Raw genomic sequence first — 21,242 nt, 5'->3', positions numbered from 1 at the left:
TCCTACTCGTGCTGACTGTGCATAGCATGCACAGAAGTCATTGTATGGATCACAAACTCACCTTGCTCAATACTAAAGGTAAATGTAACTTCATCATTTAGCTTAAACGCCTCAATGGTTACATTTTTTGCTAACACAAAGTCCATAGTTGCAGGTCCGCGCCCCCACTTTTCAATCGCCTCACGGCTAATATTCATAACCCGTGTGCTAGGGTCTATGCTATTAATCACTCCATTCACAGTAGCCATACTTGGGGCACTATCACTCATTGTCATGGTGCTGTGCGAAGGGGCTTGCATACGCTTAAAGTCAGAGCTTTTACTCGACTCTGAATCAATTAAAAACTGCGCAGAAGTAACCACTTCATCTTCAGCCATAACACCCGATAAAATCTCAGTATGAGTCGCATCGCTTCGCCCTAAGGTTACTTCAACCGATTTAAAACGCCCCTCACCAAGCGCAATTACAATGCGGTTTTGGCTACCAGTGCGAATAACCGCCTCTTTAGGCACAATTAACTGCTTTTCAGCTTTTTGGCTATGAATACTCACTTGCGCAAACATATTTGGTTTTAACTGATGACCTTCGTTATTAAAGCGCAAACGCACTCGTAAAGTACGATTTTTAGCATCTAAAGTAGGGTAAATATAATCCACTTGCCCTTGCCAACGTTGACCACTTAAATAATCGAGTGTCATGGTTACCGGTAAGCCAACACGAATAAGTTCTGCTTGGCGTTCAAATACCTCAGCCTCAACCCACACTTCGTCAAGCTGAGCAATACTCATCATTGATGTATCTGGTTTAACGTAAAACCCTTCACGAATATTAAGCTCATCAACAACGCCGCCTTGGCGAGAATAAAAAGTAATGTTTTGTAGCACTTGCTGACTTTTTTGTAAGCGTGAAATAAAACCCTCAGACACATTAAGCGATTTTAAACGTGCTTTAGCCGCCCGAATTAACACCGGATTATTGCGCTTTAACGCTAAAACAAACTCTTCTTGGGCATTGACTAATTGCGGTGAATACAAGGTATAAAGTGACTCATCTTGTTTAACCTGATCGCCTGCTGCCTTCACATATAATGTCTCTACCCAGCCCTCTACCCGCGGATGAATATGAATGAGCTGGTCTTGGTTATACTGTACATAGCCTACCGTGTTGACTTCATTTTCCAGCGCTGCAAACTCCACCGGTGCCGTGCGTACACCTAAGTTATTGATCACGGTAGGTGAAATTTTAACACTGCCGGGGCCTTCATTTACATCACTGTCTGACTCTTCATAAACAGGCACTAAATCCATACCCATAGGTGATAAACCCGGTTCATCACGACGATAATTACTGTCCATTGGTGCCACCCAATAAAGCGGCTCTTTTTTACTACTGGTTTTGTCATTGCTTGGCATAGTGTGCTCAGCTGGCAAGCTCAATAACACCCCGGCCGTCAGCGATGCACTGCATATAGCCACCAATGACAATTTTAAATTAGTATTCATAGGTTAGCTCCTGTTGTGTTAAGTTCTTTAAGCTGGCGTCATCAGCACTGGCGTAATAATTTAACCGTGCAATAATAATTTTTTGATCAACGTGAATATTAAGTGCGTCTATTTTGGCATTTAATTCGCTGATCCGCGCTTGCATCACATCCGAAAAATTACCATCATCGCGGGTGTAGGCATTAAGGGTCGCTTGGGATTGCTCGGCCATTTGCGGCAATAATTTAGTTTTATAGAGCGCTGCTCGCTGACTTAATCGTGTTAGTTGGCTGACTTCCTTAAAGTACATTCCTTTTAGCTTTTTAAGGGCAATTAATTTTTGTGTTTTTGCCTCTTCGCTATCAGCAACAGCGGCATTAACGAGTTGGTCTTGGCGATTATCGGTAAATAGCGGTAAATCTATACTCACTCCTACAGAGAAAAGGTCGGCTCGCGAGCCCCCCATTGGCATATCATCGCGATAACCATATCCCATATTCACACCAATTTGCGGTTTATAGCCTTGCTCAGCCACACTGATTTGAGTTTGCTTTGCCTCTATTGCATTATCAATCGCCATAATAGCGGGGTGCTTTAATAGCAATGCCATTAATTGCTGAAACTCTAATTCCGTGTAGTTTTTTAACGCTGAAACCTGTGAAAAGTCCTCACCAACAGGCTGGCTTAGCATGTCGATGGGCAACCATTGTGTTAACCGCTTTTTAGCACCTTGTAGCTGTTGATCAAGTTGCATTAATTTATCTTCAAGGCGGGTTAGCTCTAATTGCGCACGAATAATATCTTGTTGGCGTGTTTTACCCACCGAGCTTACATAACTTGATTCGGTAATATCGATTAACTGAGTAAACAACACTTTGTCCTGCTCAATAAGCGCAACAGTTCGCTGCGCTCTGTAAGCATTGAGCCATGACTCGGTCACTGTGGTTTTTACCTGCGCAAGTCTGTCTTTACGGAGCCAAGGCTCTGCCGCAGCCGACTGAGACAGTGCCTTTTGCTGCAATGCTAAACTATCGCCCCGGCTTAACGACTGGCTAATTCCTACTTTAAATTGGGTCATATTTTCTTGATCAAAAGCATAACCATTGGTTGGTAGGTTCATTAGTCCTAGCGTGAGTACCGGATCAGGTAAGGTACCTGCGGCAATACTTTTTGCTTCAATTGATGCTTGTTTTTGTTTGCTGGCTTTAAGCCAAGGCTCATGGTTTAAGGCATAGTTAATTGCCTCATTTAAACTCAGTTCAGCACTGTGTACAGAGACACTAATGCTCAATAAGCTGCTCACACAAACGGCTTTTAATACTGCGAAGTGATTCATCACTTGCTCCACTTAAATTTAAAAAATAAAAAACGATTAAATTTTTAAGCAGATAGATGACAAAAAGCTAAATGGCTAGATTTTGAATACACCTATCCTGCGGTTATGCAGGCATAGGAGGACGATAAAGAGATCGTGCAAAATTAGGTTGGCGCTGCATGACAGCAAGGTGCACTTTTTCAGAGGGTAATTTGGAAGCTATAAATAGCGAGTTTACATGCAAGGCCGAATGCGAATTACAAGCACTCATTGGGCAACTGCAATCTTGGGTTAACGTGCTTTGCTCACTACAGCAATCCATAGACATGGTTGTTGTATCAGCGTCGTCACTCATTGCCATTTCACTATGCTGCATGGGTTGCCATGTTCATATGCGGCACATCACATACCATAGATACAGACGCAACAGCTTGACCCACAAAAGTGAGTAACAAAGTTAGCGTGAGTAAAATACAGTAAATACGTTGCAATGAATTAACCTAAAAATAAATAAACATTTAAAGTTTATGGTAACTGGCTTTAAAACTCAATCATTAACTGGTTTTTACCACTGGCTTTATCAAGCTACTAGCCGCAATAGCGAACAGGCAATAGCTGGTAAAATACCAAAAACCAGTACCAAACTCAGCATGCATATTAAGTAAGTCTTCTGAGTTCGCGTTTGCATTACCAGCCATGTAAGCCACGATTAATGCAATAACAAACACATCCACCATACTCCATTTACTTAAGCCAATTATCACTTTACCAAGCTTGTACTTAAACGAAGTCTCCTTCAGTGCACAATAAAACAATTGAAGCAACAGCTTAATAGTTGGGATCACTATTGAAAAAAACGCCACTAATATCGCCACTAAGTAGTTTTTGTTATCGGCCAGTTCGTTAACGGTGCCCCAAATACTACGCGTTTTTTGATAAGCGCTGATCTCACCTTCAAGTTTGTCTAACCCCAACATACTCGAGACCATCATTAGCATATTACGGGTGTTTTGATTTCCTTCATCTGCCAGCATTTCAATACCGGCTTGAGCAAGTTTAGATTTATCAATTTTGCCTTCCATACTCAGCACTGGCTGGGTCACCCCGGGAATTAATAAAGCTAAGGCAATTAAAATAGTCGTGATAGGTAAAAATAAACGCATGGTGTAATACTAAGTAAAATCAATATGTGCCAATCATACCCAAACGTTTTGCGTTAGTCTGCTCAATAATGGTGGCTAATAACTCATCCGCATATTGGCGTGCATCTAACATGGCTGTATACACCAGCTCTATATTTGATGCAGGTCGAATAGTCTCTAACAACTTTTTAGCCAATTGCCAATTATCTTCCTCTACCGCTTTTATTAAATGTAAAGAATGACCCATCATGCCTTCAAAACTTAATAGTGCACCAGATAACTCAGCCCCTAAACTAAACTCTTTGGCAATAGCTTCCAGTTCCATATCTAAAATAGCATCAAGCACCGACATCAAGCCGACTAAATAGCCTTGCTCTGCAATGACTTTTCCGCCTGGTTCTAAAATTATTTGCATAAACTGCGCTCGACATAAGCCTAAACGAGTAAGTTCACTGGGCTTGTCTGAGCCAAGTTCGCTTAGCGCCAATACTCGTACAAACTTTCTAATAGAATCTTCCCCTAAATAAACAACCGCCTGAGGAATAGACGTTATCACTAAATTTTTATTAGCAGAGCGAGTATTCACTAGTTTTAGGACGCGTGCAGTCAAACCGACATCTTTAGAAATGCGTTGATTAATTTCATTAAAGTCTAAATCTGTGCGGGATGTGCAACGCAGTAAGTCTAAAACAGCCATTTTTAGAGGTTCGATACTGTTGTAACTTAACATTTCCGGATGTGCAAAAAAGAACCCTTGAAAGTAATCGCATCCAGCCTCTTTAAGCTGCCTAAATTCATCATAGGTTTCAATTCGCTCAACCACTATTTTAATATTAGGAAAATTGCGTTTGAGCTTTTTCAGCAACATGCTGGTTTTTATTACAGGTTCTTCAACTTCAAGCTTAATATAATCAACCAAACTGAGTAATGGTTGCCATTTTTTATGTGAGTCGTAGTCATCTAACGCAAATACATACCCTGCTTTTTTTAACTCTATCACTCTCTCAACAACAAGCTCTATATTTTCAGTACGCTCAACAATTTCAATTACAGTATTCTCAGGCTGTAATAATTTAGGCAAATCCTCTAAAAGCCCCTCGCTCGATAAATTAATAAACGCAGTTTGATTGAGCGCCAGCTTTTCCACCCCAACCAGCATTAACGCATTAAAAAAAAGTCGCCCAGTGGCCTGCCCGTCGGTTGTTCCCGCAGGAAAGGCATTATTAACTGAATCTCGATAGAGCAATTCATAAGCAAAAATACTTTTATCACCGTCAAAAATTGGTTGCCTAGCAATATATTGAGTAACCAAAATAGATGAATTTTTTACCTCTAGATTATTTGGCATTAATCTTCCTACTTAACAGTGATGTCATCATTATTTTTTATTATTTAACCAGTATAGTGAAACTTTAAAGACTTGCTGCAATTTTAATTAGATTAAAAACAAACAAATAAGACTAAATTTATAACCCTAGAGCAGAATTATTAGTATCCTCATTTTTTATAGGGTTTTTGAGTTTACAACTGCTCTAAGCATACCCAAAGGTTATGGTTATAAGGTATAATGCGATTATTAATTTTTTATAAACTCACAAAAAAGAGTCCCTTATATGAGCATTGAACAAGCCTTAATAGAACGTAGCAGTAACCAATGTGAACTCTGCGCAGCAACAGACGACCTAACTGTATACGAAGTTCCTCCTGTTACCGAAGCTCATTCAGATAAATGTATCTACACCTGTCAAACATGTAAAGATCAAATTGAAGGCAATAGCGATTTAACCCCGACCCATTGGCATTGCTTAAATGACAGTATGTGGAGTCAAACACCTGCGGTACAAGTTGTTGCTTATCGCATGCTGACTCAGTTAGCAGCTGATAACGGATGGGCACAAGACGCGCTAGATATGATTTACCTTGAAGAAGGCACATTAACATGGGCGCAGCAAGCGCTTGCTGAAGATGATGATATTAAACACATTGATAGCAATGGTGTAGTACTACAAGCTGGCGACACCGTCACGTTAATAAAAGATTTAGATGTGAAAGGTAGCAGCTTAACAGCAAAGCGCGGTACAGCCGTGCGCAATATTGGCTTAACTAGCAACCCTGAACACATTGAAGGGCGTGTTGATGGACAACGTATTGTTATTTTAACTAAATACGTAAAAAATAAGTAACAAACTAAGGCGCGTAGCGCCTTTTTTTATATCTCGACTTTCATTATTTGCTCTATTTGCTAGTTAAGCAATGATTAAGCAATTCAACCGTATGCTAGCGACCTTATACCATACTCCATCAAGGAACTCTTATGTTCTCATCTAAGCCAAATTCAATGTTAAAGTCGATTGCAGGCTTGTGTTTTATATCAAGTGGCACACTTATGCTGAGCGCATGTAACGATGACGCAGCGCAGCAAAATAGTGCTGTGGCGCAAACAATGACCACCTTACCTGTGCAAGTTAGTTACTTAGATCGCAGCCTAATTGCGCCTAATTCACAGCTAACCGTTACCTTGGTTGATGTGTCAAAAATGGATGTGGCAGCAACCGTTATTTCTGAGCAGGTAATTGATTTAGTAGGCGCACCGCCTTATAAAGTAGAGCTTGAGTATAACCTTGAAAAGATTGACCCAACTCACCGCTATAGCGTGCGTGCAACCATTAATAATCAAGGGAAATTAATTTACACCAGTACAACCAGTAACTCGCCTTTTGCTGATACTAGCTCATCTGAACCTTTAGAGATTATTGTTTCAAAAGTAGCGCCAAAGCCAGACGTTGATTTAGTAAATACCTACTTCAAAGCAGTTTCAATCGACGGCAACCCCGTTGTAGTGAATACCAAAGAACCATTTATTCAATTTAATAGTGACAACACTGTGCACGGCTTTTTAGGGTGCAATAACTTTAATGGCGGTTATGAAGTATCGAAGCAAATGGTTACTTTTACCCAGTTAGCAACCACGCAAAAAATGTGTCATGACAATATGGAACAAGAAAGCGCAATGGCAGGTGTGCTGCAAGCAGCATCGCAATGGCAAATTAACGGTGAAAAGTTAGTATTACAAAATGAGGCAGGCAAACAACTTGCAACCTTTAACGCTGTTTACTTTTAATTAAGCGTAACGATACTCCGCATCTAAGTAGATCAGTATAAAGCCCGGTTAAACTGGGCTTTTTTATTTTTATTCGGCGACTAACTGCTCGCTACGGTAAAAGCCACCTGGCTTACTCAACAAACTTACTAGTTCAGGCAACACGTCATCCATTGCTTGCTTTAATTTCCATGGTGGGTTTATTACTATCATTCCAGAGGCGGTCATACCATGTACTTCTGTATCTGCTTCAGTACCTAATTCAAATAATTGAATATTTCTAATTCCCGCGTCAATTAATCCCTGCTCCATAGTATCAATACGTTCTCTGTCTACAACCGGATACCAAATCATGTAAGTCCCTGTCGCGAAGCGCTGATGGGCTTTTACAATGGTTTGTACTACCGTGTTGTAATCGTCTTTTATTTCATAAGGTGGGTCTATTAACACGCAGGCTCTGCGTGAAGCTGGCGGTAATAAACCAATTAAGCCCGCAAACCCATTTTCGCCGCGCACCCGAATAGAGCGTTTACCTTGCATGTTTTCTTCAAGTAATACCAAATCTCGCGGATGCAACTCAAAAAACCAGCCCTTATCTTGACGGCGTAAAAAGTGCTCGGCTATTTTTGGTGAGCCTGGGTAAAACGTCAGAGACGAACTCTCATTAAAAGATTTTATTAACTCAATGTAGTCATTTAGTGCGCTATGCTGACTAGTATGTTGCCACAGTTTTTCAATACCGTCTTGGTACTCTTGGGTTTTTTGCGCGTCTGGTGCTGCCAGTTCAAAAAAACCAGCCCCCGAATGCGTATCAATATAGTCAAGCGGCTTATCTTTTATAGTTTGATAACCCAGCACTTGCGCTAGTACTAAATGTTTAAGTACATCGGCAGGGTTACCCGCATGAAAGGAGTGTCTGTAACTAAGCATTATTTATTTTCGCCATACGCTATTTAATAAAATTAGTGAACCATAAAGCACACTACTTTGGCAATCGATACCAGCTTTAGCTAGTGTTTACGTGAACCATTTATGAATGAAAAAGCCAATAGCATGAATTATCCCTTAACATAGAATAAAAATCACCTAAAACCAGCGTAAATGCTGGCAAATAAACACACTTTGCTTTACATTTGCATGACATTAATTACAGTTATATGAGCGCATTTATGAACAACAATACTCTTCAACAACTCGAACAACTGATCGACCAACTAATTACCCGTAATAATCAGTTGCAAACTGATATTTCAGAGCTTAAAGAACAAAATAGTAAACTGCTTGATGAAAATGAATTATTACAGTTAGAGGCTCTCGAAAACGAAGAAAAGCAAAAAGATGCAAGCACCACCTTGTCATCATTATTAGATAAATTACAAAGCGCACAACAGGCAAGCTAATGTCTGAGCTGCAAAACCAGCGAGTCACTGTTGAATTGCTTGGGAAAGAGCAGCAATTTGCTTGTCCGGCTGGGCAAGAAGAGGCACTAAAAGCGGCCGCTAAAAATTTGAATGATTTAGTTGAACAAATGAAACAACGTTCAACGGTCAGAAACGATCAAAAAGCATTATTAATGGCTGCGTTGAACTTAAGCCACGAATTGCTTGAAGCAAAAACGCAAAAATCAGTTGAACTTGAACATCAAGATCAACTGATTGATAAGCTGAGTCAGTACTTAAGCTCGAACCCTGAGCACATTAAATAAAAGCGCATTTTGCGCTTTTATTGTTTTTACCGTCAAAATACAGCTAGAGAAAAGATGAAACCATTTTTAACTAAAGCTCAAAAAATAGGTAAGTGCTTACTGCCTTTAATCGGCCTATTTATACATACAAAAAGCAATGCAGCAGTTGAGTGGCAATCGTTATCGGCTAATATTCAATTTATCCAGCAGCCAGATAGGTTACGTTTTTACGACTCTAATCAAGTGTTAATTCAGGGCAGTGAATGTGCCTTACTGGTAGATGCCAGTGGTAACTTTGCAGCAGTAGAACAACTGGTTACCGAACTAAAACAACAGCTAAAGACGCCTTTATGTTACTTGGTTGCAACTCATTTTCATGACGATCACTTGCTGGGCATGGCGGTTATGCAGCATTACTTCCCAGACGCAAAACTGATTACTCACCAACAAGTCGCTAACGATTTTTCCCGTTATCAGCAAGCATTAACAGACAAGCTAGAGGGGTTCGAGAAAAGCATTGAGCTGAGCTATCAGCGATTAGCCACCTTACCCGATGCTGAGCAAACTCAATGGCGAGAAAAGCTCACTCGCGCTAAAACACGCTTATTTCGCTGGCAAGGCTATCAACTAACACCACCAAAAATGAGTATTAGTGAATCTAAAACATTAGATTTAGGTGGCTATACGCTCACTATAAGCCCGCATCAGGCACATACTAATGGCGATTTAACATTACTTGCCGACAAGGGTAAAACCTTAATAGGTGGTGATATAATTGACTGGCTACCCTACCCAGGGCATGGCGAGCTTAAGCAATGGCAAAACTTATTAAAAAAATATATAAATAATAATACGCTGTCACTTTTTATTCCTGGGCATGGCAATTTGGTAGATAAAGTTAAATTAAAACAATCACTCACGTTTTTTAGAAGCAATTACGGAGCATGCTAAAAACAACCCCGACGCCAATATTGAGCAATTACAAAAAAACTTTCCAAGTGAAGCTCTAAAACCTTATCAACAAGAACCACTTGATATAAAATCAAGTCACTTGTTTTTGCAATCGGGATTACTTCGCGCTAAAAACAGCCAATAACTGAACACAATGGATTGTGTTAAAATATGGAAATATATTTTTTAAAAAGGAACAAAATGCGTCACTTGATCTTATGCTTTGCCATTGTATTGCTATGTAGCTGTAAAACCACACAGCCAGAGATCATTGCGCCTGTAGCCCCTGCACCTGTAGAACAAAAAGCCGCACAATCAAACACGCCAACCTCTACAAACACCAACAAAGTTATTAATAAAAAAACAATACCTAAAGCCCTAAAAGTGACTCAACCGACTGACTTATGGGCACATATTGCTGATAACTTACATTTACCGGTTGAGCAAAATCAGGCGTTAAAAAAACGCATTAACTGGTATTTAAAACAGCCGAATTATTTAAAAATAGTGTCTCGCCGTGCAGAGCCTTTTTTATATCATATCGTAAAAAAAGTAGAGCAAAAGCAGCTCCCCATGGAACTGGCATTACTGCCATTTGTAGAAAGTGGCTTTAGGCCTACCGCCCGCTCAAGTGAGCACGCTGTGGGTGTGTGGCAACTGGTTGCAGCAACCGCGCATCATTTTGGGGTTAAATCTGATCAATGGTACGACGGACGCCAAGATGTATTGGCCTCAACCGATGCGGCACTTGATTACTTAAGCTATTTACATAAGCGTTTTGATGGTAATTGGCTGCATGCACTTGCTGCCTATAATACCGGTGAAGGTCGAGTTAAGCGCGCTATAAAACGCAATCAAAAACGAGGTAAATCAACTGACTTTTGGGCACTAACCCTACCAAATGAAACAGCTGACTATGTACCAAAACTATTAGCACTAAGCTATTTAGTAAAACACCCTAAGGCAAAGTTTAAACGCCCAAAGCTTCCTTATAAAGCACTGACTACCTCGTTAAATGTGGCAAAACAGTTTGATTTTTCAATTATGGCCAAGCTCTCTGGTATGGGTGCAAAACAGCTACATGCTCTTAATCGAGGCTATTTAAAAAACCAAAGCTCACCCCATGGCCCGCACACTTTGCTACTCCCTATTGAGCAACAAGCTTTATTAAAAAACCGCTTTTTTAAAGCCAATTTTGCAGGGGAATACATAGTCAAAAAAAATGACACGCTATACGGTATTGCTAGGCATTTTGGCTTGCCCTTAAAAGTACTAAAACAGCTCAATAATAAGCAAAATAACTTTATTGGCGTTGGCGAAAAACTTGTTTTAGGGGAGCCGCAAACTTTGCCTGAGTCGCTCACTATTAACTATAAAATAAGTCCTTACTTAGAACAAAAAGAGCAAATCATTCCAACCATCGAGGTAGATTACCACGTAAAACCCGGTGATAACCTTTGGAATATAAGTCAGTTATACGGCGTTGCTCATAGCGATTTAGCGCGTTGGAATAAATTATCTGCCTCAAGCGTATTAAAACCTGGGACTCAGTTGGTTTTATTTATACCTCAAGCCGCTACGCCAAAAACTACACCGGCGAAAAAAGACCTGTTACTCGACTTACAAAATACATTAAATCATCCACGTTAAGTTTCTAAAGCGCAGTATTTCGCGTAAAATTGCCTTTAATTAATTTAAAACTCAAAGAGACAAGCATGCAAATCAGTAAAAATTCGGCCGTTGAATTTCATTACACCCTAAGCGAAGCGGGTGAACAAATCGAAAGCAGCCTAAACGACGCGCCATTAAGTTATATTCACGGCAGCGAAGGCATGCTACCCGGTTTAGAAACCGCACTTGAAGGTAAAGCCGCTGGTGATAAATTTAGCGTTACGTTATCTCCAAGTGAATCATACGGTGAGCGTGTTGATGACTTAATTCAGCGCATTCCGCTTAAGCACCTTCAAGGTGATGTAAAAGTGTGGAAACCAGGCATGACTGCTATGGTGCAATCAAACCAAGGTCGCCACCAAGTAACCATTGTAAAAGTAGGCCGCTTTAATGCTGATTGTGATTTAAACCACCCATTTGCTGGTAAAACGCTGACTTTTGATGTTGAGGTTGTCTCAGTTCGAGAAGCAACAAACGAAGAGATTTCTCACGGCCATGTTCATGCTGAAGGTGGTTGCGGCCACGCACATTAATTGCTAATTAAAGGAACAAGTATGTCAAAAGTTGCAATAGTAACCGGTGGCTCTAAAGGCATTGGCTTTGCTGTGGTTCAGCGATTATTAACGAGCGGCTATCAGGTTCATAACTTAGATATTGGGCCCAGTGAGAGTGGTGTTTTTCATCAATGTGATGTTAGTGATGTAACCGCCGTACGCCTGTGTATACAGGCTATTATTGAAAAAACACAACGAATTGATGTACTTGTTTCAAATGCTGGTAAACATTTAAGTGCCACAATTGAGCAAACCGATGAAGCGACATTCGATGCGCTAATGGCACTTAATGTTAAAGGTGCGTACGCGGCTATACAAAGCGTATTACCAACTATGAAAGCACAGCAAGATGGCGCTATTGTGTTAATTGCCTCAGATCAGGCCATTATTGGTAAACAAAACTCATTTGCTTATAACCTGACTAAACATGCATTGGCTTCAATGGCTAAAACCACCGCCTTGGATTACGCAAACTTTAATATTCGCGCTAATGCAGTGTGCCCTGGCACCATAGAAACGCCGTTATTTCATAATGCAATTGATGCATATTGTAAAAGAAGTGGTGCTAACAAAACCGATATTGTTGCAGAAGAAGCCGCCTTACAACCGCTCAACCGTTTAGGTCAAGCCGATGAAGTTGCTGCACTGGTAAGCTTTTTAGTAAGTGCAGATGCCAGCTTTATTACTGGCAGCTTGCAACGTATTGATGGCGGCTACACAGCACAATGAGCACTAAAATTATTGACCCGCATCTGCACTTTTTTAATTTGCTGGAGGGTCAATACACTTGGCTGCAAGGTGCTAACCCACCAGCTTGGTCTAACTTAGATAAAATAAAACAACCGATTAGCGTTGCTGAACTGATCAAAAGTACGGACTTTGAACTCGTTGGTTTAGTGCACATAGAAGCAGGCTTTGATAATAACCAGCCCGTTAAAGAGTTAAACTGGTTAGCCAAACATATTAAAACTATACCTTATAAAGCAATTAGCTTTGCAACAATTAACCAGCCAAATAACGCATTTAAACTAGCACTTCAGCAGCTAGAACATTGCTCTCTTGTAGGCATTAGAGATATCACTGAAGGTCATGATGCCGAGCGCTTATTGAGCCCACAATGCCTTGATAACCTGCGGCACTTGAGCCAATTAAAGCTGCATTTTGAAGCCCAATTTGAAGTAGAAAACCTCAACATCACCGAGCGGCTCATTTCTTATGCCAACCAAGTTAGTGACTTACAAATAATCATTAATCACACTGGGCTTGCACACAACCTTGCTAACTGGACAGCTGCAATTGAACTACTTGCAAAGCAGCCTAATGTTGCGATTAAGTTTTCAGGTTTTGAGTTACTCATGCTTAATAGCGAGCAGCAAAGCCAATGTTTTAAACATATATTAAAGCATTTTGGTATGCAAAGAGTGATGTTTGCTAGCAACTTCCCAGTGTGCCAAATTAACATTAACTACAATGAGTTATGGCAACATTACCGCACTCTATGTGACGATACTATTATCTGGCAGCACCTGAGTTACAAAAATGCAGCGCGCCTCTATCAACTCTAAATAAAAACCGCTATATTTAGCTCAACAGTTTAAAAAACGAGCATGCGTATGGCCATTTTTAATTCACCTTCTCTTAAATACACATTACTTCCTTTTTCGCTAGCCGCCTTATTAACAGGTTGTGGCGGTGGAGGTAGCGACAATGCGACCAACCCAACAACGGATAATAGCGGCTGGACTTCAGGTGTATTTGCTAGCTCAGGACAATTTAAAGGTCAATGCCAAGCAATTAATGAAAAAAACTGGCTACGCTCTTGGAGTAACGAAACCTACCTATGGTATGACGAAATTATTGATACCAATCCGGCATTAACATCAGGCGTTATTGATTACTTTAATACTTTAAAAACTGAGCAACTGACTGAATCGGGTGCGCAAAAAGATAATTTTCACTTTAGTTTGCCGACCGATGAGTGGCAAAGACAAAGCCAATCTGGCCTGAGCTTTGGTTATGGCTTTAACATAAAAATAATTGCAGGTAGTGCGCCACGCCAAGCTATTGTTAGCTACACCGAGCCAAATACCCCAGCTAGTAATCAAAATATTATTCGTGGTTTTGAGCTTTTAGAAGTTGATGGTGTTGATTTTATTAACACCACATCATCGAGTGAGGTAGGTATTATTAATGCAGGTTTATTCCCCGAGCAAACGGGTAAAGTTACCGAATTTGTATTTAGGGATATCAGCACCAATGAAAATCGCACTGTTACGCTCACGTCTCAAAATATCGAATCGCAACCAGTAATGAATGTTCGTACCGATTTAGCCGATGGTGATGTAGGTTATTTTCAATTTAATAGCCACAACGCCATAGCCGAGACACAGCTTTACAACGCCTTTAACCAACTCGCTGCCAGTAGCATTAAAGATTTAGTCATTGATGTGCGCTATAACGGAGGGGGACTATTACAAATGGCTAGCCAAGTAGGCTACATGGTAGGGGGCAATAACACGCAGGGCAAAATATTCGAACGCACTATTTTTAACGATAAATACCCCAATACTAACCCTGTGACAGGGCAAACACTGACACCGATGCCTTTTACAAATCGTTTTGTTGGCTTTGAAAATAATCCTGCAATTGTAGCAGGCACGCCGTTACCCACCTTGAACTTGGAAAGGGTATTTTTACTCACTACCAGCAGTACCTGCTCGGCTAGTGAGGCTATCATTAACGGGCTGCGCGGAGCAGATGTTGAAATTATTCAGATAGGCGCAGGCACCTGTGGTAAACCCTATGGCTTTTACCCTACCGATAACTGCGACACCACTTATTTTACCATTCAATTTACTGGCGAAAACAATAAAGGTTTTGGTGAGTATTCAGATGGCTTTGCACCGCAAAATACTATTGATGACGCACGCCAACCTGTTCGTATTGCAGGGTGTGCTGTTGCTGATGACTTTACTAAACGCTTAGGTGATGCAAGTGAAGGCTTACTCGATACTGCGCTGAGCTATAGAGCAACTGGCAGTTGCCCAGCTCCAAGCTCGATAAATAGTGTTCTTGGTTTTGCGCCCACTATCGCCACCGATATACCAGAAGTAAAAGATATGCGAATTCAAACCATGCTAGAACAAAATACTATTCTTAGTGATAACATGAGATAAGCAATGAACATATTATTAGCAATAAGCATGGCTGCAGCGACATTAGGGCTAACGGGTTGCTTAGCGCAAAGCTCAGAACCCACACCTAAGTTGCAACATGCGTTACTGGTTGAGCCAAATAGCGCTAAAGTAGCCGAGGCTATTACGCAACTGCTACATAGCTCGCAGGTTCAATTAGCCGATGACGTTTTTGTAACCTCAAGCACAGTTACGCTTGAGCAACTTAATCACAAAAACTCTCAGGGAAATCCGATTATGGGCAAGCAGCTTAATATGCCGGATCAGTTTGAACTGATGATTAAGGGAGAGCGCTGTTTTGTTCGCCACCTTGATAGCAAAGCAACCATTGAACTAAAACAGGTGCTTTGTAAAATAAATCCACAGCGATAAAAAGCCGGTAAGTGAGTTATCACTTACCGGCTATTCATAAATAGAGCTATTTAACCTGAACTCTGGATAATAAATCCATCTCAAGCAGAGTTCAGGTTATTTATTTTATTTCTACGCGTTGTGAGCGCATTACAATTTCATCGTTAAGTTCAATCCCAAGACCTGGTTCTTCTGATACTTCAAAAAAGCCATTTTTAGGTTGTGGATCTTGTAAGCATAATTCTCGGTTCCACTTTTTAATCGCATAAGTATGATGTTCATGGATTAAAAAGTTAGGGATCGCTGTTTCTAAGTGCAATGCTGCCGCGGTTGCAACCGGCCCACCACATACGTGTGCCTGAATACGCACGTCAAAAATATCGGCGTAATCACATACTTTTTTAGTTTCAGTAAAGCCACCACATAAACCAATATCTGGCTGCAATACATCAATACTTTGATCTTCCAAATATGGACGCACACCCCAACGGTTATATAAGCGCTCGCCGCCAGCAATAGGCACAGCCACTTTATCAGCCACTTTGGCATGTAACGAATGGTTCAAATAATTCACTGGCTCTTCAAAATACATACAGTCGAATTCTTCTGCAATCTCACCAATTTGAATTGCTGATGTCGCACCCGGTAAACTGTGGCATTCAAAAATAATATCGACTTCGTCACCCACGGCTTCACGAATAGCTTGCATACGGGCACGGTATAGTTTCATTTCTGGGCGGGAAATAATATTTGTACGATCGTAATAGGTATTGCCATCTTTATCATATTGAATTGGGTCAACTTTTACTGCATCGTAACCTTCTGCAATTGCCTTAAGCGCCGCTTCAGCATATTCTTGTGGCTGCACCAATGCTTTAAATTCGCTGTCCCAGTCAAACTGTAACTGTGATGCATAAGTACGTAGTTTGTCATTAACTTTACCACCAAGTAACTGATAAACAGGTAAACCCAATGCTTTACCTTTTATATCCCAAAGCGCCGTATCAATTGCACTCATTGCTGCATAAACTACAGGCCCACCGCCTAAACCCCAAAAGCTTTCACGCAACATACGTGACCATAGTTTTTCAGTTTGAAACGGGTCGTGGCCAATTAAAAAGGCATCGGCCATTTCTTTGATCATCGCAGCGGCAGCGCTGTGACCTAAGTCATACGCAAGACCGGCTTCACCTACACCGCTAATCCCTTCATCGGTATGAATGCGAACAAATACCGGCGTCCATGCAGGACGTTCAGGACAATGAATATCAAAGACTTCAACGCGATTTACTTTCATAAAAAATTCCTTATTAACCTTTATCGGTTATTTTTCAAAACTTGGGTCAAGACGATACGCTTTTCGTAACATGGCAGGCCATGCTAGCTGCCCCCCAGTACTGCCGCTGTGAACGACGTTCGCTTGGTTATAAATGTTATCAATAATAGCTTGTGGTACTGCAATCGCTTCTTGGACGCTTGATTGAATGGCTAACTGTATTTCACAGGCACGCTGAAGGTCATAAAAGCGCATAAACGCATCACCTACTGTTGGCCCTACCGTTAAGCCGCCGTGGTTCACCAATAGCATATGATTGGTGGTGCCTAAATCTGTTTGCAGGCGTTTACGCTCATCATCATTCACCGCTAGACCTTCATAACCATGGTAAGACAGAGAAGGTAATGAAAACATCGAATACTGACTTAACGGTAACAGCCCTTCTTTTTGTGTTGCAACTGCAATGGTTTCTTTAGTGTGCAGGTGTATGACGCAATGGGCATCCTCACGTACTTCATGAATGGCACTGTGAATGGTAAACCCCGCCGGGTTAATATCAAATGGAGTGTCGTCAATAATGCGGCCATTTAAATCGACTTTAACTAAGTTAGATGCAGTGATCTCATCAAACGTTAAACCAAACGCGTTTACTAAATAATGATCCGTACCCGGTAGGCGAGCAGAAAGGTGCGTATAAATTAAATCCCCCCAACGAAAATGGTCTACCAATCGATAACATGCGGCTAAATCAACACGTAGTTGCCACTCTTGTTCTGATACTTTATTTTTTAAATCGAGCTGGGGTAAATCAAACATAACAAGCCTTTTAAAACACAGCATAGCGCTAGTGATTGTAGATGTTTAGAAGTCTAAATGAGTATTTGCATGATGGCAATCACCAAATAAAAAAGCCACACAAAGGTGTGGCTCTTTTTAGATTGCGTTAGCGATTATTGTACTTTTGATAGGTAATCGGCAATTGCTTCAAATTCTTCATCAGTCACAGTCGCAACCATTGCTTTCATCGCCATAGACATACCATTGCTACGTGCGCCTGACTTGATGTCTTTCATTTGCGCTACTAAATACTCTTTGTTTTGACCATTTAGTTTAGGGTACATCGCCATAATAGGTGCTTTACCATCTGCACCATGACATGTTTGACAATTTTTAGCGGTGTAAAGTGCAGCGCCATCAGCAGCGGCGGCTGAAAATGAAAAACTTGCGGCTAAACCAATACCCGCGCCTAATAAAAGTGTTTTTATCTTGCTCATTGTATTTACTCTTCTTTTTACGGTTAAAAAAAACGGTTGTGATAATTGTAGTCAATAAATCTTTAAAAAGCATACGTCCTTGATAAGGTTTGACGATCAATCAGAACAAATACGTGTATCCCTCATAAAACAAATATTAGCTTGCCTTAGCTGAGCAGATACTTAATAACACCTTACCAAATAAGATCGTCTGGCACTTCAAAATCAGCATACGGATCGTCTTCGTCTTTAGCTTTGTTCTCAGGTTCGACATGAAACACAATATACTTTTCATCAACCTCAGCCACTTTGCGTGCAGGCTCGTCTTCTAATACGTAAAACTGGCCTTCTAATACACAAATAGCTAAACGTCCGCCCGAGAGCGCCTTTTGCGTTTTCTCATTCACATCAAGCCCTTTCACTTTATTTTCATAAGTAAAGTTAAAGGTACGCTCACCGCGAATTGATTCTTGATTATGATGCTCTAGAATTTGCTTAACACGGGCTACTTGCTCGCGTTGCTTTAATTCTTCTTGGCGCGTTTTGTTAAGCTCTTCGGCTTTTTGCTGCTGCTCAAGCTTGGTTTGCTGAATATGTTTTTGCAAATCATTTGGGTTACTTGTCGCTCCCTTCTTTTGCTTTTTCTGTTGCTTGCGCTTTTCTGATTTAGCAACTTTGGCTTTATGTGATGTTGTTAAACCAGCTTGGAGCAATTGCTCTTGTAGTGACCCCATGGCGTGTTCCCACTAAAAACGAATATTAATGCTATTTTAATCACCAACGAGCGTAAATAACAGCGCTATTGGTATTAATCTAACAAACTACTGAAAACAAAGCATGATTTAGCGCAATAAAGATTAATTTATGAAAACCCTGGGATATAATGCGGTTCAACTAATAAGCAATGTTAACGGCAGTCGATGCGCTTACCTCACTTACTCTTTTGTTCTGTTTTCATTTTTTTGTTTTATACGCACCACAGCCATTGTTAAGTTTATTTGCAACTGAATTTAATGTAGCGCCTGCCATTGCGGGCAGCTTAATGACTGCCACTATGCTGCCTTTAGCCATTGCCCCTTTGGTGTATGGGTTGTTTTTAGCCAAGCGAAACCCATTATTAATTTTACGCACTGCAATGTTATTCCTCGGTGTCGGCTGTATATTATTTATTTATGCACCTAGCTTTGAGCTACTGTTACTGGTTCGGTTTTTACAGGGGTTGACTTTGCCTGCCGCATTGACCGCTATGACCAGTTATATTGGTATGAGTTATCAAGCCGATACATTGCAAAAAAATATGACTCTTTATATTGGTAGTACGATTGTCGGTGGTTATTTTGGCCGAGTATTGGCTGCGCTCTTTAGCGACCTGTGGTCATGGCAAAGTTTTTATTACTTAATTGCTGCCATGTTGATAATACTCGCGCTCAGTATTCCCCATAAACGCTTTGTCCTGAGTAACTCCAATGAGGTGTTATCACCATTAGATTATATTAAACAACTTAAAGAAGGTTCAGCACTTAAGCTCTACGGTGCCATATTTTGTATGTTTTTTTGCTTTGCAGCGCTATTAAACTACTTGCCTTTTATTTTAAAAAAGACCTTTTTAATTAATAACACCCGCGACATTGGCTTAGTTTATAGCGGTTATCTCATTGGCGCGTTAGCCTCTATTTTTACCCCGTGGTTATTAAAAAAAATGACCTCAGCTTGGCGCTTGTTAGCATTGGTATTCCTATTTTATAACCTTAGTATTGTGTTATTAATGAGCCATTCACTGATGTTATTTTTAGTTGCATTCACACTCTTTTGTGGCGCTATGTTTGTAATTCATTCAACGGCGGCCCCACTAGCTAATAAAATTAGTCACGCTCCACCGAGTGTTACTAATGGTTGTTACGTGTCATTTTATTACAGCGGTGGCGCACTAGGATCATTATTACCTGGGGTGGTTTATCAAACGCATGGGCAAACCGCGTTTATGGCAACACTTCTTGCGGTTTGCTTATGTGGGCTGGGGCTTATTTTGTGGGCTCAGCGCGATGGCAAAAACATTACCCGCGGCTGATGCTCAGTAAAATCAAAGAAACGCAGTAAATCAGGCTTAGTTAATAGCCATGTTTGGGTATTTATAAATGGATGGCAATGAAATAAGTCGCCAAACCAAATATCCTGATCAAGCCAGAGCGTTACATCTCGTTGCTTATCGTTCATTAAGCTGAGCATCGATACACAACCCGGCGCAACCTTTAGATACTTAGCCAAGCGCTCATTAGAGGCAAACCCTAAACGCGATAGTCCTTGTTGTTTAGAAAGTGATTTTAAATCGAGTTGTTTATCGTGCGCGGTGATCACTAAAAAATGGCGCTTACCTTCGTTATCCCGCAAAAATAGATTTTTTAAACGTGTTCCTGGGCGATTCACCATCAGCTCGTCAGCATCTAAGCTACCATGCAACGCTGGATGCTCAATCACATCATAGTTAATATCAAGTTGGGCTAACACCGCCGCTAATTTTTGTTTATCCGCTAACATACTACAAACAACGCCCTCTTAATTGCACACTTAAATCACGCCATAGCACTTCGTTTATTTCATGCTTGTCTGCACAATAGTTACGTTGTGCAAGCTCTTTATTAAGAAACTCTACCGCTTGATCTTCTAATTGCAACTTAAGCACGCTCGACTCTTCAAAATGCTCTTGTTCGGCAAAACGCTTTACATCGCTTCGGGTTAGCTTTTTATTGATATTAATTTGCTCGCGGCTCTTAGCCTTTACAGAGACCACATAGGCAAAAAGCTTGTTACCTTGCTCATCAAGGGTGTCATAAAATTGTTTATTATTAATTTCATAAGGAGGCTCATCTACCGAACTGGCACAACCAAAAAGGAAAACCATTAAAACTAAAGCGTATTTTTTCATTATGTATTGTCGTTTTAGTAAATATTGAGGCCGAGTTTAACAAAAATTAGTTAAAACGGAAAAATTTGTGAAAAAATACTTGACCAAAAACGTAAAAATATTTAAAGTTCACCCCGCTTAAGACTCAGCACTTAAGCATTTGCAGTATATGTAAATTAGGAATGTGGGGCTATAGCTCAGCTGGGAGAGCGCCTGCCTTGCACGCAGGAGGTCAGCAGTTCGATCCTGCTTAGCTCCACCACTTTCCTATTCTCTCCTTTTATTAATACCCTATTTTTATATTCTAAATAAATTTTTCTGTTAATAATGCTTTGTATCTTTTTAATCTCTATGTTTGCTTAGTTGTT

General features: G+C 40.6%; 23 protein-coding genes, 1 tRNA gene and 2 pseudogenes. 13 read left to right on the top strand and 13 right to left on the bottom strand.

Annotated features, from left to right (window positions below):
• Positions 1 to 2: 2 nt before the first annotated feature.
• The 6 genes from P20439_RS09155 to P20439_RS09135 all read right to left on the bottom strand — a co-directional run bounded on the left by P20439_RS09155 (position 3) and on the right by P20439_RS09135 (position 5,286).
• Positions 3 to 1,502: an efflux RND transporter periplasmic adaptor subunit gene (locus P20439_RS09155; RefSeq protein WP_008466325.1), complete on the bottom strand. Its 1,500-nt coding sequence runs from the start codon at positions 1,500 to 1,502 to the stop codon at positions 3 to 5.
• Entirely contained in the window at positions 1,492 to 2,817 is a 1,326-nt protein-coding gene (locus P20439_RS09150; RefSeq protein WP_008466324.1) for a TolC family protein, read from the bottom strand. Before P20439_RS09150 ends, P20439_RS09155 begins: the two co-directional genes overlap by 11 nt.
• A 103-nt stretch (positions 2,818 to 2,920) precedes the next feature.
• Positions 2,921 to 3,172 (bottom strand): hypothetical protein, encoded by a 252-nt coding sequence (locus tag P20439_RS09145; RefSeq protein WP_008466322.1) that lies wholly within the window; start codon positions 3,170 to 3,172, stop codon positions 2,921 to 2,923.
• Positions 3,162 to 3,287 carry a hypothetical protein gene (locus P20439_RS19095; RefSeq protein WP_008466320.1) on the bottom strand — a complete coding sequence of 42 codons (126 nt, stop codon included), beginning with the start codon at positions 3,285 to 3,287 and terminating at the stop codon, positions 3,162 to 3,164. Before P20439_RS19095 ends, P20439_RS09145 begins: the two co-directional genes overlap by 11 nt.
• Positions 3,288 to 3,350: 63 nt before the next feature.
• Entirely contained in the window at positions 3,351 to 3,959 is a 609-nt protein-coding gene (locus tag P20439_RS09140) for a paraquat-inducible protein A (RefSeq protein WP_008466318.1), read from the bottom strand.
• 19 nt (positions 3,960 to 3,978) lie between these two features.
• On the bottom strand, positions 3,979 to 5,286 hold the full coding sequence (locus P20439_RS09135) for an EAL and HDOD domain-containing protein (RefSeq protein WP_008466316.1): 1,308 nt from the start codon (positions 5,284 to 5,286) through the stop codon (positions 3,979 to 3,981).
• Positions 5,287 to 5,551: 265 nt separating this feature from the next.
• On the opposite strand from P20439_RS09135, the gene P20439_RS09130 reads away from it, so the two are divergent.
• Both P20439_RS09130 and P20439_RS09125 read left to right on the top strand, forming a co-directional pair.
• The gene (locus P20439_RS09130; protein WP_008466315.1) at positions 5,552 to 6,121 is read left to right on the top strand and encodes an alkylphosphonate utilization protein; all 570 of its coding nucleotides are present in this window, start codon (positions 5,552 to 5,554) and stop codon (positions 6,119 to 6,121) included.
• Between the two features lie 131 nt (positions 6,122 to 6,252).
• Positions 6,253 to 7,059, top strand: a complete 807-nt coding sequence (locus P20439_RS09125; protein WP_008466314.1) for an META domain-containing protein — start codon at positions 6,253 to 6,255, stop codon at positions 7,057 to 7,059.
• 69 nt (positions 7,060 to 7,128) lie between these two features.
• Here the strand turns inward: P20439_RS09125 and P20439_RS09120 are convergent, their stop codons facing one another.
• Entirely contained in the window at positions 7,129 to 7,968 is an 840-nt protein-coding gene (locus tag P20439_RS09120; protein ID WP_008466312.1) for a 23S rRNA (adenine(2030)-N(6))-methyltransferase RlmJ, read from the bottom strand.
• 239 nt (positions 7,969 to 8,207) lie between these two features.
• Between P20439_RS09120 and P20439_RS09115 the strand changes: the two genes are divergently transcribed.
• From P20439_RS09115 to P20439_RS09075, 9 genes and pseudogenes are all read left to right on the top strand, one after another.
• A complete protein-coding gene (locus P20439_RS09115; RefSeq protein WP_008466311.1) occupies positions 8,208 to 8,438 on the top strand; it encodes a hypothetical protein in 231 nt (76 codons plus the stop codon).
• Positions 8,438 to 8,743 carry a cell division protein ZapA gene (locus P20439_RS09110; RefSeq protein ID WP_008466310.1) on the top strand — a complete coding sequence of 102 codons (306 nt, stop codon included), beginning with the start codon at positions 8,438 to 8,440 and terminating at the stop codon, positions 8,741 to 8,743. Before P20439_RS09115 ends, P20439_RS09110 begins: the two co-directional genes overlap by 1 nt.
• A gap of 54 nt (positions 8,744 to 8,797) precedes the next feature.
• Positions 8,798 to 9,818 (top strand): annotated as a pseudogene (locus tag P20439_RS09105) (MBL fold metallo-hydrolase).
• A 56-nt stretch (positions 9,819 to 9,874) separates the two neighbouring features.
• Positions 9,875 to 11,323 (top strand): transglycosylase SLT domain-containing protein, encoded by a 1,449-nt coding sequence (locus P20439_RS09100; RefSeq protein WP_008466308.1) that lies wholly within the window; start codon positions 9,875 to 9,877, stop codon positions 11,321 to 11,323.
• Between the two features lie 65 nt (positions 11,324 to 11,388).
• On the top strand, positions 11,389 to 11,877 hold the full coding sequence (locus P20439_RS09095) for a peptidylprolyl isomerase (RefSeq protein WP_008466307.1): 489 nt from the start codon (positions 11,389 to 11,391) through the stop codon (positions 11,875 to 11,877).
• 21 nt (positions 11,878 to 11,898) lie between these two features.
• Positions 11,899 to 12,627 carry an SDR family NAD(P)-dependent oxidoreductase gene (locus P20439_RS09090; RefSeq protein WP_008466306.1) on the top strand — a complete coding sequence of 243 codons (729 nt, stop codon included), beginning with the start codon at positions 11,899 to 11,901 and terminating at the stop codon, positions 12,625 to 12,627.
• Positions 12,624 to 13,463, top strand: a complete 840-nt coding sequence (locus tag P20439_RS09085; protein WP_008466305.1) for an amidohydrolase — start codon at positions 12,624 to 12,626, stop codon at positions 13,461 to 13,463. Before P20439_RS09090 ends, P20439_RS09085 begins: the two co-directional genes overlap by 4 nt.
• Positions 13,464 to 13,511: 48 nt before the next feature.
• Complete coding sequence (locus tag P20439_RS09080) at positions 13,512 to 15,074, top strand: S41 family peptidase (RefSeq protein ID WP_008113464.1); 1,563 nt, start codon at positions 13,512 to 13,514, stop codon at positions 15,072 to 15,074.
• 3 nt (positions 15,075 to 15,077) lie between these two features.
• Positions 15,078 to 15,464, top strand: a complete 387-nt coding sequence (locus P20439_RS09075) for a hypothetical protein (protein ID WP_036933410.1) — start codon at positions 15,078 to 15,080, stop codon at positions 15,462 to 15,464.
• A gap of 100 nt (positions 15,465 to 15,564) precedes the next feature.
• Here P20439_RS09075 and P20439_RS09070 read toward each other — a convergent pair whose 3' ends face one another.
• The 4 genes from P20439_RS09070 to P20439_RS09055 form a co-directional block, all read right to left on the bottom strand.
• The gene (locus tag P20439_RS09070) at positions 15,565 to 16,740 is read right to left on the bottom strand and encodes a mandelate racemase/muconate lactonizing enzyme family protein (protein WP_008113468.1); all 1,176 of its coding nucleotides are present in this window, start codon (positions 16,738 to 16,740) and stop codon (positions 15,565 to 15,567) included.
• A 27-nt stretch (positions 16,741 to 16,767) separates the two neighbouring features.
• Complete coding sequence (locus P20439_RS09065) at positions 16,768 to 17,535, bottom strand: class II aldolase/adducin family protein (RefSeq protein WP_008466304.1); 768 nt, start codon at positions 17,533 to 17,535, stop codon at positions 16,768 to 16,770.
• A 134-nt stretch (positions 17,536 to 17,669) separates the two neighbouring features.
• Positions 17,670 to 17,993 (bottom strand): c-type cytochrome, encoded by a 324-nt coding sequence (locus P20439_RS09060; RefSeq protein WP_008113473.1) that lies wholly within the window; start codon positions 17,991 to 17,993, stop codon positions 17,670 to 17,672.
• 173 nt (positions 17,994 to 18,166) lie between these two features.
• Entirely contained in the window at positions 18,167 to 18,706 is a 540-nt protein-coding gene (locus P20439_RS09055) for a DUF2058 domain-containing protein (RefSeq protein WP_008113474.1), read from the bottom strand.
• Positions 18,707 to 18,892: 186 nt separating this feature from the next.
• On the opposite strand from P20439_RS09055, the pseudogene P20439_RS09050 reads away from it, so the two are divergent.
• Positions 18,893 to 20,040: pseudogene (locus P20439_RS09050) on the top strand (MFS transporter).
• Here the strand turns inward: P20439_RS09050 and P20439_RS09045 are convergent.
• Entirely contained in the window at positions 20,007 to 20,507 is a 501-nt protein-coding gene (locus P20439_RS09045) for a prolyl-tRNA synthetase associated domain-containing protein (RefSeq protein ID WP_008113480.1), read from the bottom strand. The pseudogene P20439_RS09050 and the gene P20439_RS09045 overlap by 34 nt on opposite strands.
• A 1-nt stretch (position 20,508) precedes the next feature.
• A complete protein-coding gene (locus P20439_RS09040; RefSeq protein ID WP_008466302.1) occupies positions 20,509 to 20,895 on the bottom strand; it encodes a hypothetical protein in 387 nt (128 codons plus the stop codon).
• 165 nt (positions 20,896 to 21,060) lie between these two features.
• Here P20439_RS09040 and P20439_RS09035 point away from each other — a divergent pair.
• Positions 21,061 to 21,136: transfer RNA gene (locus P20439_RS09035), tRNA-Ala, on the top strand.
• Positions 21,137 to 21,242: the final 106 nt, after the last annotated feature.

Source organism: Pseudoalteromonas sp. BSi20439 (assembly GCF_000241165.1).
Taxonomy (GTDB): Bacteria; Pseudomonadota; Gammaproteobacteria; order Enterobacterales; family Alteromonadaceae; genus Pseudoalteromonas.
The sequence above is the reverse complement of the archived record's forward strand: the minus strand, read 5'-3'. Positions and strand labels throughout refer to the sequence as shown.